Below are 13,333 nucleotides of genomic sequence, written 5' to 3' on the forward strand. Positions count from 1 at the left end.
CGTTTGGTATCGCGCGTGACGTTATGCCCGGCGCGCACGGATCAGCCCGCGTTTTCGTGGTGTCTCATCAGGCGCATTCGCATCTCCGATCCGCGCGATCGGTGACGACGGAGTGTTTTTCAGCGGATTCTTCAGCACGAACCACGCCTGGCGCGATCCGCGTGTGCGCACAAGCTCCGGCCCGTGGTCTGTCGGCACGACGCGATCGATCCACATCAGTGTCGCGTACTTGGCGCTGCGCTTCGATGCCCAGAACGCGTCCGTCCCGCAGATCTTCGAGTTGTGGCCGTCGCGAAGTCGCTGCACGTCCTCGGATGAGTTGAGCTCGAACGTTTCTATGTGTCCGACCCGGACGACCGCACGGAATGGGCCCGAGCTCTGTTTGAGCGCGACTATATCAGACACACGCACGCATCCGAACGGCGGAAGTCTGCACTTTGACAGTCTCGCTTCGATCGTCTTCTCGCCCGACAGGATGAGATCAAGGTACGGTTTCTGCACGATCGCGACGTGGTGTGCGCGCTCGGGGCGCAATGTGTCTGCGAGTGTCAATGGGCGCACGAGTGCGCGCTGGCGCTGCGCATCACCAGCTGGGAACAGGAACGGCTGATGTGTTACAGTGTCTGTTAGCACGACACCTCCGGTGTGTGTGTCGACCAGAGTGTGTGCCGGGGTTGAACGCATCGACCAATCCAACGGGAATCGGCGCACGGTGTCAAGATGTCCGTTGTGTCATGCGAACGCGCATTGCTCGTTCGCTAACTCAGATCTGAGTGTGCACGCCAGATACTGGTACTGGTCGATCGAGTTGTAGAGTTGCGCGCTGATGCGCAGTGTCCGCCCGGCGCGCGTCTGGAAAACCGGGACCTGGATCGCGTGCGCATCGACCAGTCGATCCCAGACCGGGTCGAGATATCGCGTTGTCCATCGCGGGTCTGCCGGGATGAGAGGCACAGAACTGTGCGATGTCAGGTCTTTGTCAGAATCGAAGATTTTTTCGGTGTTTTTGAGCATTCGTTGCTGGAGTGGATGCAGTGGAAGAATCATGGACGCCATCGACGCGAGCATGTGGTCCGGCGCGCCGCGGATGACCGGAAACTCGGACCCCAGTGTCTCAATGATGATCTCGCGTCCGCGGACAGCAAGATCGTGGTTGTGCTGATACACGCCTGTCCAGTCTGCGTCGTGCATCTCGCGCATGCACTTGATCGCGACGGGCACGCACAACGCTGCGGTCGGATCGGATGTCCCGACGTAGTCGAACTCCGTCAGGAACTGTGCGCGGTTTGGCTTGGGTTTCTCGGCGTTGTTGGATAAGACAACGGGTCGAAATCCATCTTTGCGCTCGTGCGCGTCGAGGATGTCTCTCCGCACGTGCAGGAACGCGACGGACTTGGGCGCGTTGACCCACTTGTGGAAGTTCCCGGTTGTGTACGCTGCGCCGATCTTGTCGACATCGAACGCTGTGCATCCCGGCGCGTGCGCAGCATCGAGGATCGTCTCGATGTTTTTGGTGCGCAGCTCGCGGACGATCTCCGCGTGCGGGACGACCATCCCAGACGGGCTCGTGATTGCTGAGAGCAGGCAGTATCTGGTCTTCGGCGTGACCGCATCGATCACTGCGCGTGTAATCTGGTTTGGATCTGTCACGGGGAACGGGAGCGTGACAGAAACCACCTTTGCGCCGGTGCGCTTGGCCCACGCGCGTGCGATGTTCAGGCACGCGGGGTACTCGTGGTCGTTGACGATGATCTCGTCGCCCGGACTCGCGTCGAGATTGTGGAACGCCGTTGCGACGCCCGTCGTCGCGTTTGGGACAAACGCGATCTGGTCCCACGCGCACGACAGGAACGCGCTTGCGCCGTGGCGCGCCTCGTCCATCAGTCCGGGCAGATCGTCGACATAGAACTTCGTCGGGTTGGCATCGATCCGGGCGCGCAGCTTTGCCTGATGCGCTGCGACAGCGCGGGGTGTCACGCCGAACCCGCCGTGGTTCAGATAGACCGTGTGCGGATCGAGATCCCAGTGATGCGCGAGCGCCCCGGGCGCGGGGAGAGACTGTGTCTGGTTCGTGGTTGTGGCGTGCGTCGTCTGGAGGGTCATGCGATAGTGTACGAATCCACGCGAACACAAACACGTCTTGCCCTACGCTTGACCGATGCCAGACCAGTCCCCCAAAGAAAAATCCCCTGCAAAGTCGGGTTCAGCGAAGAAGTTCCAGGCGCCCACGGGCACGCGCGACATGTACCCGGACGATCTGCTCCGGGCGCGCTACATCGAGAAGCTCTGGCGCGACACGTCCATCCGCCACGGGTTCGAGGAGATCGATGGGCCCACGTTCGAGCATCTCGATCTCTACACCGTCAAGTCCGGTGAGGGGATCGTGTCAGAGCTCTTCAGCTTCCGGCGCAGTGGCGGCGAGAAGGACTACGCGCTGCGACCGGAGTTCACGCCGACGCTCGCGCGCATGTACGCCGCGCGAGCCAACGCACTTCCCAAGCCGTGCAAGTGGTTCTGGATGCAGAACTGTTTTCGCGCTGAACGTCCCCAGCGTGGCAGACTGCGCGAGTTCCGTCAGTGGAACTGCGATGTAACCGGTTCTCAAGTTGGAGAGCAAAACACAGCTGGCATAGATGCAGAGCTGGTCATGTGTGTAGTTGATGCATTGAGAATGTCTGGACTTACCCCAAGGGAAGCAAAGATTAGGTACAGCCATCGACAACTGGCAAATGCCATGTTGGCGGGCTGTGGTTTGGTAGAAGAAGTTCACGATCGGTGGCTACCTTGGATTGATGGGTTGGCAAAGATGTCAGTTGATGATGCGCGGCAATCGGCATTAAAGTTTACGACATCTCTAGTTGACATATATAAAGTTATATATGTATTTTCTGTGTCGGATTCTACGAAACAAGAGCTAGCACTTAATGAGCTAAATCGACTGGGTGCCGGAACTAATAGTAAAGAGTTTGAAGAGTTCGAAAATCGATTTAAAGACGCAACAGAAGTACTTGAATATACAGAAAAATGCCTAAGGGCAATTGATAGCTGGTGCGAGCGTGACAGTAGTGTCGTCCGTGGTCTCGCCTACTACACCGGCATGGTGTTTGAAGTGATTGCTGAGGGCGAGCGCGCGGTTGCTGGTGGCGGGCGCTACGACAATCTCATCGAGTTGTTCGGCGGCCCACCGACACCCGCGGTCGGGTTCGGAATGGGCGATGTTGTGTTGTCTCTGCTTCTCGAAGACAAGGGACTCATGCCGACGGGGCGCGATCTTGTCGAGGCACTCTCGCAGCCGGGTGCGAGTCTGCGTCCGGACGTGTTTGTTGTGTCCAACGGCGACGACGACGCGGAATCGCAGGTCGTGCCGGTGGTTGCAAAGCTCCGATCGGGTATCGAATCAGAAGCATGGCGCGATCGGAATGATCGCAAGCCGTGGGACGATGGCAGGTACGAGGTACGTCCGCTCCACGCCCGACAGACGTATAAGACAACGCGGAACGTGGGCAAGCTGATGAAGGACGCGGTCTCGCAGCACGCGCGGTGGATCGCCGTCATCGAATCCGCCGAGACGTGCATGCTCAAGAACCTTGACACGAACGAGCAGCACGACAATGTGCCGATCGACACAATCGGGAAACGTGTGCAGGGATAAGTTCGCAGGGTGGGGCAGTAGAAAGAGCAACGTGATGGCGTACATCGACGTGATATCCGAATCGGACGCAGATGGCGAGCTTGCGCATCTGTACGCGCGATACGGGAACCCGGACGGTTCGGTCGACAACGTGCTGAAGGTCCACTCATTGAACCCCGCGTCACTCGAAGCGCATTGCGCGCTGTATGTGCAGTCAACGCACAAGCAGAGCCCGCTCACGCGTGCCGAGCGCGAGATGATCGGAGTCATTGTCAGCAGGACTAATGGCTGCACATACTGCAATGTCCATCACGCGACAGGATTGAAACGACTGCTCCCCGATGATCGCAAGCACGTTGCTGACGAACTCAGGGACGGTCGATCGATCGATGAGGTTGAGATCACGCCGCGCGAGCGTGCACTGCTTGTGTACGCTGAAAAACTCACGCGATCGCCAGCGTCGGTGCAACAGTCAGATGTCGATGCGATGCGTGGTACTGGGCTTTCGGATCGCGAGATTCTGGACGCTGCGCAGGTGATCGGGTACTTCTCGTACGCGAACCGGATCGTGCTGGGATTGGGTGCTGCGCTCGAGGAAACGTCGATCGGGGAGTGGCCCGCCGAGTCGCGTGATGTTTGACTGACGTGTGATTCATGCCACGTGGATAGCCTGGATCATCTCGCGCACGACACGATCGACGAACAGCCAGCCCTCGTTGTGGATTGTCCATCGATCTTTGGCAAGCTGCAACCAGCCAGAATCTGCGCACGCTTCGGCTGCGTGTTGTACTCGCGCAAAGCAGTCTTCGTCAACCAGATTCGCGTAGTATTGCACGCGATTGGTCGCGATGCCCTCACGCAGGCGCAACGCGCCGAGCAGCACATCTGACAGTGTGCGTGACGGATCGGGAAGCTCGTACTCCTGCACAGGCGCGAATCCATTATCGTTGTGCGAGAGATAGGTATCGAGTCGGGGCGCGTTCTTGTACCGGAACCCGTCGATGTGGCCGGCGGCGCTCGGGCCGGCTGCCAGCCAGTTCTCGTTGCGCCAGTACGCGAGATTGTGCGCACACTCCTGTCCGGGCCTGGCAAAGTTTGACACCTCGTACCGTTCCAGCCCAGCAGTTGCGAGCATCTCCACCGCGAGCAGTTGCATCTCGACCTCAAGCGATTCGTCTGTCGGTGTGAAATCACCCTTGTGCAGGCGCTGGGTCATGGCGGTGTTCGGCTCGTACGTCAGGTTGTAACACGAGATGTGGTCCACACCGAGATCGATTGCTTGGCTCAGATCATCGCGCCAGTCGGCAAGTGTCTGTCCGGGGATGGCAAAGATCAGATCGGCAGACTGACGGGTGAGCCCCGCATCGCGGGCGAGCCTGACAGCCTTTGATACGTTGGCAGGGTCGTGCCAGCGCTCAAGTGTCTTGAGATGGTTCTCATTGAACGACTGTGCACCAACGGAGATTCTGTTCACGCCGCCTGCCCTGAGCACGTCCATCAGTTCACGAGTCACGGTCTCAGGATTGGCTTCGACGGTGAACTCGCCCGAGTTATCGCTGATCTGGTGCAGGTCGAACGTGGTGTTAATCGCGTGGAGGAGTTGCTCCCACAGTTCGGGCTTGAGCAGTGTGGGCGTGCCGCCACCGACAAAGAGAGTCCGGAGTGATCCGATGGTGGGCGACGCGTTGTGACATTCATGCAACGTTGACAGGGCGTTGAGTTCTTGGGTGAGACGATCCGTGAAAATCTGCTGACGATCGCGATTGTCCACGATTGAGTAGAAGTCGCAATAGTGGCATTTGTGGAAGCAGAACGGGATATGGATATAAATCGAGCGGACGTTTGGGCGGGGTTGATCAGGTCCTGAATCGTCCCAGGCTGGTAGAATGTGCCGCAATGACCCAGCCGAGGGGGCTTGTTCCGGGGCTGGGTGTTGCGTTGGGAGTGATATTCTGGTATCGTGCATTGGTTTTTCGTGGATGGGTTGTTGTGCGCGAGTGATTCCACTCGTCGCAGGAAAGGATAGTGCTTGTGAGTCTTGAGCTGGTGCTGATTAAGAAAGACGGTTCGACCCGTGAGATCCCGCTCGGGCTCAAGCATCGCGTGATCGGTCGGGAGAAGGGGTGCGATGTGCGCATTCCAGCGGGAGCTGTGTCGCGCAAGCATTGTGAGATCAACTTCGACGAGGACGAGGACGAGATCACGATCAAGGATCTGGGATCTGCCAACGGCACCTATGTGAACGGCGAACGGGTTGAACAGATGGAACTTTCGCCCGGCGATGTGATCGTTGTTGGGCCTGCGGTGTTTGTCGCCCGAATGCACGGATTTCCGAAGGATATCGACACCGATGGAGCGATCCAGTACGCGAGAAAAGCAGAAGCTGCTGTCCAGCGTGCGAAATCCGGTGTTGCTTCACCACCGCTCCCCGAGCCTGTCGAAAAGATAGACCCATCAGCAGGCAGCGATTTCTTCGATGACTTTGACTTTGGCGATGATGACAACGACGAGTGATCGCTGTGCGGGCTTAGCTGGCTTTTTTATGAAATGAGCTGCCTTCGGGCACCCGGATGGTTGCGCCGCAGTTTTTGCATCGGACAGTTTTGCCACGGGTCGAGTCGGGGACAGCGAGAACGCGTTTGCACAACAGGTTCGGGCATTTGATTCGAATGTTTGCTGCCATTCGGTTTCCCGTGTGTGCGAGTGCGGCGTCGTGTGTGGCGGGACCTTGATCCCGCCGAACCACCACTGCATCGGACGTGTTGGAGCCAGACTTCAGCCGAACTGGGAAGTTTGATGAGTCAGATCTCTTTGTCTGGGCAGTTTGCATGCTGTCGGGCGTGAAATCACAGAGTGTTTTTGGGCGGCATCGTGCTTCAGCCTCCTATTGTCATCAGTTGCGGAATAGTTACCAAGCATTATCGGTCGCATGTTGAGCGATGGAGCGCATCATGACAGGAACGGATCTGGAACAGCCCGGTGGAGGTTGCGCGTCTGTCGTTGGCTTGCAATGGGGTGACGAGGGCAAGGGAAAGATCGTCGATCTGCTCGCTGGCGACTTTGATGCGGTTGTTCGGTACAACGGCGGCGCAAACGCGGGACATTCAGTGAATGTTGGTACCGAGAGGTATGCACTTCATCTTGTTCCTTCGGGGATTCTGTATCCGGGACGATTCGCCATCATTGGCAATGGTGTTGTGGTTGACCCCGAACAACTCATCAAAGAGATTGATGGTTTGCAGTCGCGCGGTGTGGATACATCCGGGCTTGTCATTTCCAGCCGCGCCCATGTTGTGACACCACTCCACAAGGAGGAAGATGCCCATCGTGAACAAACGCTGACGTCTGGTGTTGCGTTCACAAGCGCGAACGGCGATGCAGATGCGCGTGCTGGCACAGCGATCGGCACGACCAAGCGCGGCATCGGGCCATGCTATGCAGAGAAAGCGCAGCGTGCCGGTGCATTGCGCATGGGAGATCTTCTCAAGCCTGATGTGATTCGTGAACGCGTATCGATCTCGGCTGCCCTGCGTGGTATTGATCTGAGTTCATTTGATACTGATTCGATCGTTGACATGCTCTCAAGCTGCGGGCGCAGGCTCGGATCGATGATCAAGGACACAACATATCTGCTGCATGCGCTGCTGAACGATCGTCAGCGCGTGCTGTTCGAGGGCGGGAACGCGACGCTGCTGGATGTCGATCATGGGACGTTTCCGTTTGTGACATCGTCCAATGCATCAGCGCTGGGCATCGGTCCCGGCACGGGCGTACCGCCACAAAGGATCGACCGCATCGTTGGTGTGATGAAATCGTACTGCACGCGTGTGGGGTCCGGTCCGATGCCGACCGAACTTCATGACGATACCGCGCATCGCATCCGCGAGCGGGGTCGAGAGTATGGCACGACAACGGGCAGGCCCAGGCGCGTTGGCTGGCTTGATCTTGTTGCGCTGCGATATTCGGTGATGGTCAATGGCGTGACTGAGATTGCGCTGACGATGCTCGATGTGCTGTCCGGGCATGACGACATCATGGTCTGCACGCACTACATGCTCGACGGGCAGAAAATGGACAGGTTCCTGCCGGATTCTTCGGATCTGGCTCGTGCCGAGCCGGTATATGAAAGACTCGCGGGATTTTCCGAAGATATCTCCGGTATCAGGCATCGCGAGCAGTTGCCGATTGCAGCGCAGCGGTTTTTGGAGACAATCGAGACGCATGCTGGTGTGCCAATCACGATTGCGAGCGTTGGCCCCGGCAGATCGGAGACGATCACAGCATGATGCAGACCGAGGCTGATTCACACCCTGATATGACAGACACGAATACGGGTGTACCAAAGCACGTCGCCATTATCATGGATGGCAACGGGCGCTGGGCGCAGCAGCGCGGGCTTCCGCGCAGCGCTGGGCACATCGAGGGCGCCCGTGTTGTTGAACCCGTGATTGAAGAGGCGTTCAATGCGGGGGTAGAGTGTGTTACCCTTTTCTCGTTCTCAAGCGAGAACTGGTCGCGACCGAAGGACGAGATCGACGCGCTGATGTCATTGTGCGTTGATTACATGCGCAAAGCGGTAACAGAGCTTGCCGAACGTGGGATCCGTTTGCGTGTGATCGGAAGGCGTGCCGAACTTCCACCCTCTGTTACTGAAGCGATCGAGGAAGCAGAACATGCTACACATGAGTGCAATCGTGCAACGTTGTGTCTTGCGATCAACTACGGCTCGCGTACTGAGATGACTGATGCGGTGCGAGCAATCGCGAGCAAGGCAGCATCCGGTGAGATAGATCCCGATGATGTCACACCTGAGATGATCGCGCAGCATCTGTATACATGGGATCTTCCGGATCCAGATTTGTTGATACGCACAGCTGGTGAGATGCGGATCTCCAACTATCTGTTGTGGCAGATCAGTTATGCCGAACTGGTTGTGGTGCCGACGCTGTGGCCCGACTTTGGCAAGCAGGGACTTGCTGATGCATTGCAGGAATATGCAGGGCGCAAGCGTCGGTTTGGTGGTCTTGACAAGGCGTGAGTGTGCCGATTGTCCTCGTGTGGAGCCCAATGTGCTGCGACAACGCCTGACGCTCGGCCCCATTCTCATTGCGATTGTCGTGCTCGGATTGTGGGCTGACGAGTGGCTCGCAACGCAGCCTGTTCCCGGATGGGCATCGTCGTTTCTTTCAGGCAGCACACTTCCTGGTGGATTGATTGTGCTTCCGATCATGCTGCTTCTCTGCACAACCGCGTCGCGTGAGCTCTCACGCATCCTGCGTCGGAAGGGTGTTGATTCGACTCTGCCCATCATGGCATCCGGCGCGGCGCTTGGGCTGTTGACAGTGGCATCTGCTGCGTGGATGCATCAACTTGTCACACCAATCACAGCTGTCGCTCTTGCTGGTTCATGCGGCACAGCTGTGATGATTACTGCGCTTCTGCACGCATCACGGAGAAAAAAACTTGAGGGCACACTGGCTGCTGCGGGCGGGGCATTGCTCTCGTATGTCTATCTCGGACTGATGGCTGGGTTCGCGTTGCTGTTGCGATCAGAGCACAGCGCGTGGGTGTTGCTCTGGGTGTTGATGGTGACAAAGTCGTGCGATATCGGCGCGTACTTCACTGGCAAGTCGATTGGGAAGCACAAGCTGATTCCGTGGCTGAGTCCTGGCAAGACGTGGGAAGGGCTGATCGGCGGCGTTGTAGTGTCGTCGATTGTGGGTGCGGCTGGTATGTACTGGTTGCACAGTGCTGGTAAGTCGGACCATGCGTTATGGCTGGCTCTCTTTGCGGGAGCTCTTTTTGGCATCGTTGGTCAGGCGGGCGATCTGGTTGCAAGCATGTTCAAACGTGATGCAGCAGTGAAGGACGCTGGCGGCTCTCTCCCGGGGTTTGGCGGTGTGCTTGATGTGCTTGATTCGCCGTTGCTTGTGATGCCGGTCGCATTCTGGTGGCTTCGCATATGGGGGGCATAGATTGCTTTGTGCCATGACAATCCCGCATTCATGAACAAATACCGGGCAAACCGGACCATGCAATAGAAAATCAGCATGTTGGCACGCCCATTTTTCGTTGGTTGCATGGCGGATTGAGGCTACACTGAAGTTGCTCGTCACAGGGAATCATCACTTGGTGTGCCTTGTGTGGGTATGTGTTGTGCGGTTCAATCACTGGGTTGGTAGCGGCAGCATCTGTGTTGGCCGCTCGGAGGACGGCATGAGCGTCACCGATTTGTTGCTGAGCGTGTATAACGTGGATAAACAGATTGTCGGCCTTCGCAGCAGACTGGATGCTGCCGAGACCTTCCTCGCGGAACAGACGCGCCAGCGCGACGCGATTGTCAAAGAAATCACTTCTCTGACTGACAGCACAAAGCAACTCAAAGCGAAATCCCGTGAGACCGAACTACATATCAAGTCGATTGACGAGCGAATCGAAAAGTTGCGAGAGCAGATGAATAACTCGCAAACCAATCGCGAGTACAAGGCGCTGCTGACAGAAGTCAACACACTCAAGACAGATCGCGACAAGATCGAAACGGAATCACTTGAGCATCTGAACAAGGCGGACGAAAGTCTTGCTCGAGTTGAAACACTGAAGGGACAACTCTCCGAGCGAGAGAAGCTCCGCGAGGTTGCAGCGTCCGATCGTGATGCGCGCCACAAGGAAATCAAGACGAAGCTCGACGAACTGACCGAAGAGCGCAAGCGGCTTGCATCAGAGGTGCCAGCGAGTGAGCTTGAGGCATATGAGCGTTTGTTCAAGCAGCGCGAGGAAGATGCGATGGCGGGTGTGATCGAGATTGATCGCAAACGCCACGAGTTCGCGTGCGGGTTGTGCATGATGGCGATCCCGCTCGATTCGGTCAACCGTCTGGTTGCGCGGGGCGCATTGACCAACTGCTCCTCGTGCGGCACACTCCTATACGTTGAAGATGTCATCGTTGAAGCCGTGAAGAAGTAATCGCGTTCGGTGTATTTCGATGTTGGGCGGTGCCATGGACGAATCTGCGCCATTGCGTCGGAACTCTTCACTATCAACTGCTCGAAAACAGAACAACATCGCACGGCTGATCCTCTGGCTCGGCCCGGTTGCTGCGTTGCTTGCCGTGACGCTCCAGCATATTGATGGTGGCGACTGGCAAAGGGGCGACTCTGGGTTTTATGCAGCTGTCGGCACGCAGGCGTGGGAGTCGGGCAATCTCTGGACACTGCACGCGGGTTCGCCAGCAGATACAGGCACGGAGTATTTCAACAAGCCGCCACTCACATTCTGGATCACGGGGCTCGCGTGCCATCTCTTTGGTGCGAATGCCGTCATTGTCAGAGCAACAACGGTCTTTGCAGCGTGCGCTGTTGTGCTGCTGACTGGATTGATTGCGATAACACTTTCTACGCGATCGATCGCTGCGGGTGCGATGATTGCAACTGCGCTCAATCTTGAGTTCTTCCGCAGGACGCACGAGTTGTCGCTGGACATGTGGCAGCTTGTGTGGCTGATGTGTGCAATGTACTGCGCAGCTCGCAGTGCAAAGCGGTGCTCAGCGCGCTGGCTCGTGGTGATGGGATTACCGATCGGTTGTGCGCTGATGACAAAGCCGCTGCTCGGCTTGCTTGCGATTGTGCTGATTGGCGTGTGGATACTGACATTGCGAACAGATGGCGAGTTCCCTTCGCGCTCGCGCGAGCGTGGATTGCTCGGCGCGCTGGGTGTGGCACTCGTCGTTGCGCTTCCATGGCATCTCTCGATGATGGTGATCCACGGCGACACGTTTACGAATCAGTATTTCGGTGCCGAGATGGCATCCCGCGCAATGGGCGAGATGACCGAGGGTGCTGGCAGCACGACGACATCCATGTTTTATGTGAAGCACCTCGTTGAAGGTGCCCAGCCGTGGGTGGTCCTTGCAATTCTCGGGATTGGCATCTGGTTCGTGCGCATGCTTGGGCGCACGGGTGTGAGCACAAACGCTAGCAGGCTCGCGCGGTTGTGGATGATCTGGTTTGTTGGATGGTTTGTGCTGCTGACACTCTTCCCCGATCGGCGGGATCGGTACGCACTTGTGCTGCACCCAGCGATCGGAACGCTCGCGGGCGTGTTCCTCGCGTCGATCAGGGTTCCACATCTTGCGAAGCTGTTGCGAGCAACTCGCAACTGGCTGGGCCCGATTGCTGTTGGTGTGGGTGTTGTGGTCGCATTCTTGCCCATTCGAGCGCACAAGCCCGTCAATGATCAGTGGCCCGCGCTCTTTGCGTTCCTGCGCGAGCATCACGAACATGCATTGGAACAAAAGCAGCAATGGCGGTTCGACTCGATCTGTGCTGGCGCGTGGGAAGCGCAGCGGGGCTCGCGGATGTACCACGAGTTCGGCGCATGGCCGAGACAGACGCGCGATCGTGCGGGCAAGATTGTGCATATGCCGGGTGTTGGTGATCTCGTGCTCTACCACATCCGCGACGGGTGGAAACCGGGCAGCACCGAGACCGTTGTGTTCTCGTCGGGTGATGTCACAGTCACAACGCTGGATGCGCTTCCGTGGGAACCGGTCGAGTCTGTTGATCCGGGCGAATCAAACGACAACTGAGTTGCTTTGTTACCACTTTATTCAGCGCTGAACAGCGACTGATCGTCCGGAAGAGTGATCTTCAGATGCAGGTGGTCTGCTGCGCTGCGTGTCATCATGCGGCCGCGGCGCGTGCGCGCGAGGAATCCGATCTGCAGGAGATATGGCTCGACCACGTCCTCCAGTGTTCCTGCGTCCTCGTTCATTGTTGCGGCGATCGCTTCCAGGCCAACGGGGCCGCCCTGGTACACGCCTGCGATGGCGCGAAGATACTTGCGATCGAGTTCGTCGAGACCGAGCGCATCAACACCCTCCAGTCCGAGCGCATCCTCAACGACCTTTGCATCCGTGCTCCCGTTTGCGCGGACCTGCGCAAAGTCACGCACGCGGCGCAGCAACCGATTTGCGATGCGCGGCGTGCCGCGTGAGCGGGACGCGATCAGATCGATGCAGCCGTCGTCTGCCATCGGCATATCAAGCAGCTGCGCGTTTCGGTGCACGATCGCGCGAAGTTCTGCTGGCTCGTAGTACCGGATGTGGTGCACAATACCAAAGCGTGAGCGCAGCGGCGACGAGAGCAGGCCTGCGCGTGTGGTTGCGCCGATGAGTGTGAACGGCTTGCACGCGATCTGCACCGTGCGTGCATGCGGGCCGGACTCCGTGCGCACATCGATACGGAAGTCCTCCATCGCTGGGTAGACAAACTCTTCGACGGAGATCGGCATGCGATGGATCTCATCAATGAACAGCACATCGCGCGCTTCGATGCGTGTGAGCACGCCGACGAGGTCCATGCCTTTGTTGAGCGCAGGACCAGAGGTCATGTGGACGCGGCTGTTCATTTCGTGCGCGATGACGTGCGCGAGCGTGGTCTTGCCGAGCCCGGGCGGGCCGTGGAGCAGCACATGGTCGAGCGGTTCGTTGCGTTGCTTTGCTGCTTCGATCGCGATGCGCAATCGATTGACCATCTCCTCCTGCCCGATGTACTGGTCCATCGACGATGGGCGCAGCGAGAGTGTCTGCTCGTCCTCGTCGGGAACGGTCGCGGTTGGAGAGAGAATGCGCTGGTCAGCCATCGACAAAGTGTACGGCAGATGATCGGTTTGGGAAGCGGGCGCTATCATGTGTCACAGACAATG

The 13,333-nt window shown here is 57.9% G+C and carries 12 protein-coding genes; 8 read left to right on the forward strand and 4 right to left on the reverse strand.

Annotated elements, in window-relative coordinates:
* Nucleotides 1-21 precede the first annotated feature (21 nt).
* Together H6815_07345 and H6815_07350 are read right to left on the reverse strand one after the other, a co-directional pair.
* A complete protein-coding gene (locus H6815_07345; protein MCB9860256.1) occupies nucleotides 22-684 on the reverse strand; it encodes an ASCH domain-containing protein in 663 nt (220 codons plus the stop codon).
* 48 nt (nucleotides 685-732) lie between these two features.
* Nucleotides 733-2,103, reverse strand: coding sequence for an aminotransferase class V-fold PLP-dependent enzyme (locus H6815_07350; protein MCB9860257.1), 1,371 nt, complete (start codon nucleotides 2,101-2,103; stop codon nucleotides 733-735).
* A gap of 55 nt (nucleotides 2,104-2,158) precedes the next feature.
* On the opposite strand from H6815_07350, the gene H6815_07355 reads away from it, so the two are divergent.
* Together H6815_07355 and H6815_07360 are read left to right on the forward strand one after the other, a co-directional pair.
* Nucleotides 2,159-3,652: an ATP phosphoribosyltransferase regulatory subunit gene (locus tag H6815_07355; GenBank protein MCB9860258.1), complete on the forward strand. Its 1,494-nt coding sequence runs from the start codon at nucleotides 2,159-2,161 to the stop codon at nucleotides 3,650-3,652.
* Between the two features lie 34 nt (nucleotides 3,653-3,686).
* The gene (locus H6815_07360; protein ID MCB9860259.1) at nucleotides 3,687-4,271 is read left to right on the forward strand and encodes a peroxidase-related enzyme; all 585 of its coding nucleotides are present in this window, start codon (nucleotides 3,687-3,689) and stop codon (nucleotides 4,269-4,271) included.
* A 12-nt stretch (nucleotides 4,272-4,283) separates the two neighbouring features.
* Here the strand turns inward: H6815_07360 and hemW are convergent, their stop codons facing one another.
* Nucleotides 4,284-5,528: a radical SAM family heme chaperone HemW gene (gene hemW / locus H6815_07365; protein MCB9860260.1), complete on the reverse strand. Its 1,245-nt coding sequence runs from the start codon at nucleotides 5,526-5,528 to the stop codon at nucleotides 4,284-4,286.
* 134 nt (nucleotides 5,529-5,662) lie between these two features.
* Between hemW and H6815_07370 the strand changes: the two genes are divergently transcribed.
* The 6 genes from H6815_07370 to H6815_07395 all read left to right on the forward strand — a co-directional run bounded on the left by H6815_07370 (nucleotide 5,663) and on the right by H6815_07395 (nucleotide 12,215).
* Complete coding sequence (locus H6815_07370; protein ID MCB9860261.1) at nucleotides 5,663-6,145, forward strand: FHA domain-containing protein; 483 nt, start codon at nucleotides 5,663-5,665, stop codon at nucleotides 6,143-6,145.
* A 437-nt stretch (nucleotides 6,146-6,582) separates the two neighbouring features.
* Nucleotides 6,583-7,917: an adenylosuccinate synthase gene (locus H6815_07375; GenBank protein MCB9860262.1), complete on the forward strand. Its 1,335-nt coding sequence runs from the start codon at nucleotides 6,583-6,585 to the stop codon at nucleotides 7,915-7,917.
* Nucleotides 7,917-8,669 (forward strand): isoprenyl transferase, encoded by a 753-nt coding sequence (locus H6815_07380; GenBank protein ID MCB9860263.1) that lies wholly within the window; start codon nucleotides 7,917-7,919, stop codon nucleotides 8,667-8,669. The genes H6815_07375 and H6815_07380 overlap by 1 nt, the downstream gene beginning before the upstream one ends.
* Nucleotides 8,670-8,700: 31 nt before the next feature.
* Complete coding sequence (locus H6815_07385) at nucleotides 8,701-9,606, forward strand: phosphatidate cytidylyltransferase (GenBank protein MCB9860264.1); 906 nt, start codon at nucleotides 8,701-8,703, stop codon at nucleotides 9,604-9,606.
* A gap of 241 nt (nucleotides 9,607-9,847) precedes the next feature.
* Entirely contained in the window at nucleotides 9,848-10,594 is a 747-nt protein-coding gene (locus H6815_07390) for a hypothetical protein (protein MCB9860265.1), read from the forward strand.
* A gap of 34 nt (nucleotides 10,595-10,628) precedes the next feature.
* Nucleotides 10,629-12,215: a glycosyltransferase family 39 protein gene (locus H6815_07395; GenBank protein MCB9860266.1), complete on the forward strand. Its 1,587-nt coding sequence runs from the start codon at nucleotides 10,629-10,631 to the stop codon at nucleotides 12,213-12,215.
* Nucleotides 12,216-12,232: 17 nt separating this feature from the next.
* Here H6815_07395 and ruvB read toward each other — a convergent pair whose 3' ends face one another.
* Nucleotides 12,233-13,318 carry a Holliday junction branch migration DNA helicase RuvB gene (ruvB, locus tag H6815_07400; GenBank protein ID MCB9860267.1) on the reverse strand — a complete coding sequence of 362 codons (1,086 nt, stop codon included), beginning with the start codon at nucleotides 13,316-13,318 and terminating at the stop codon, nucleotides 12,233-12,235.
* Nucleotides 13,319-13,333: the final 15 nt, after the last annotated feature.

The sequence above is a fragment of the Phycisphaeraceae bacterium genome (assembly GCA_020639155.1).
Taxonomy (GTDB): domain Bacteria; phylum Planctomycetota; class Phycisphaerae; order Phycisphaerales; family UBA1924; genus JACKHF01.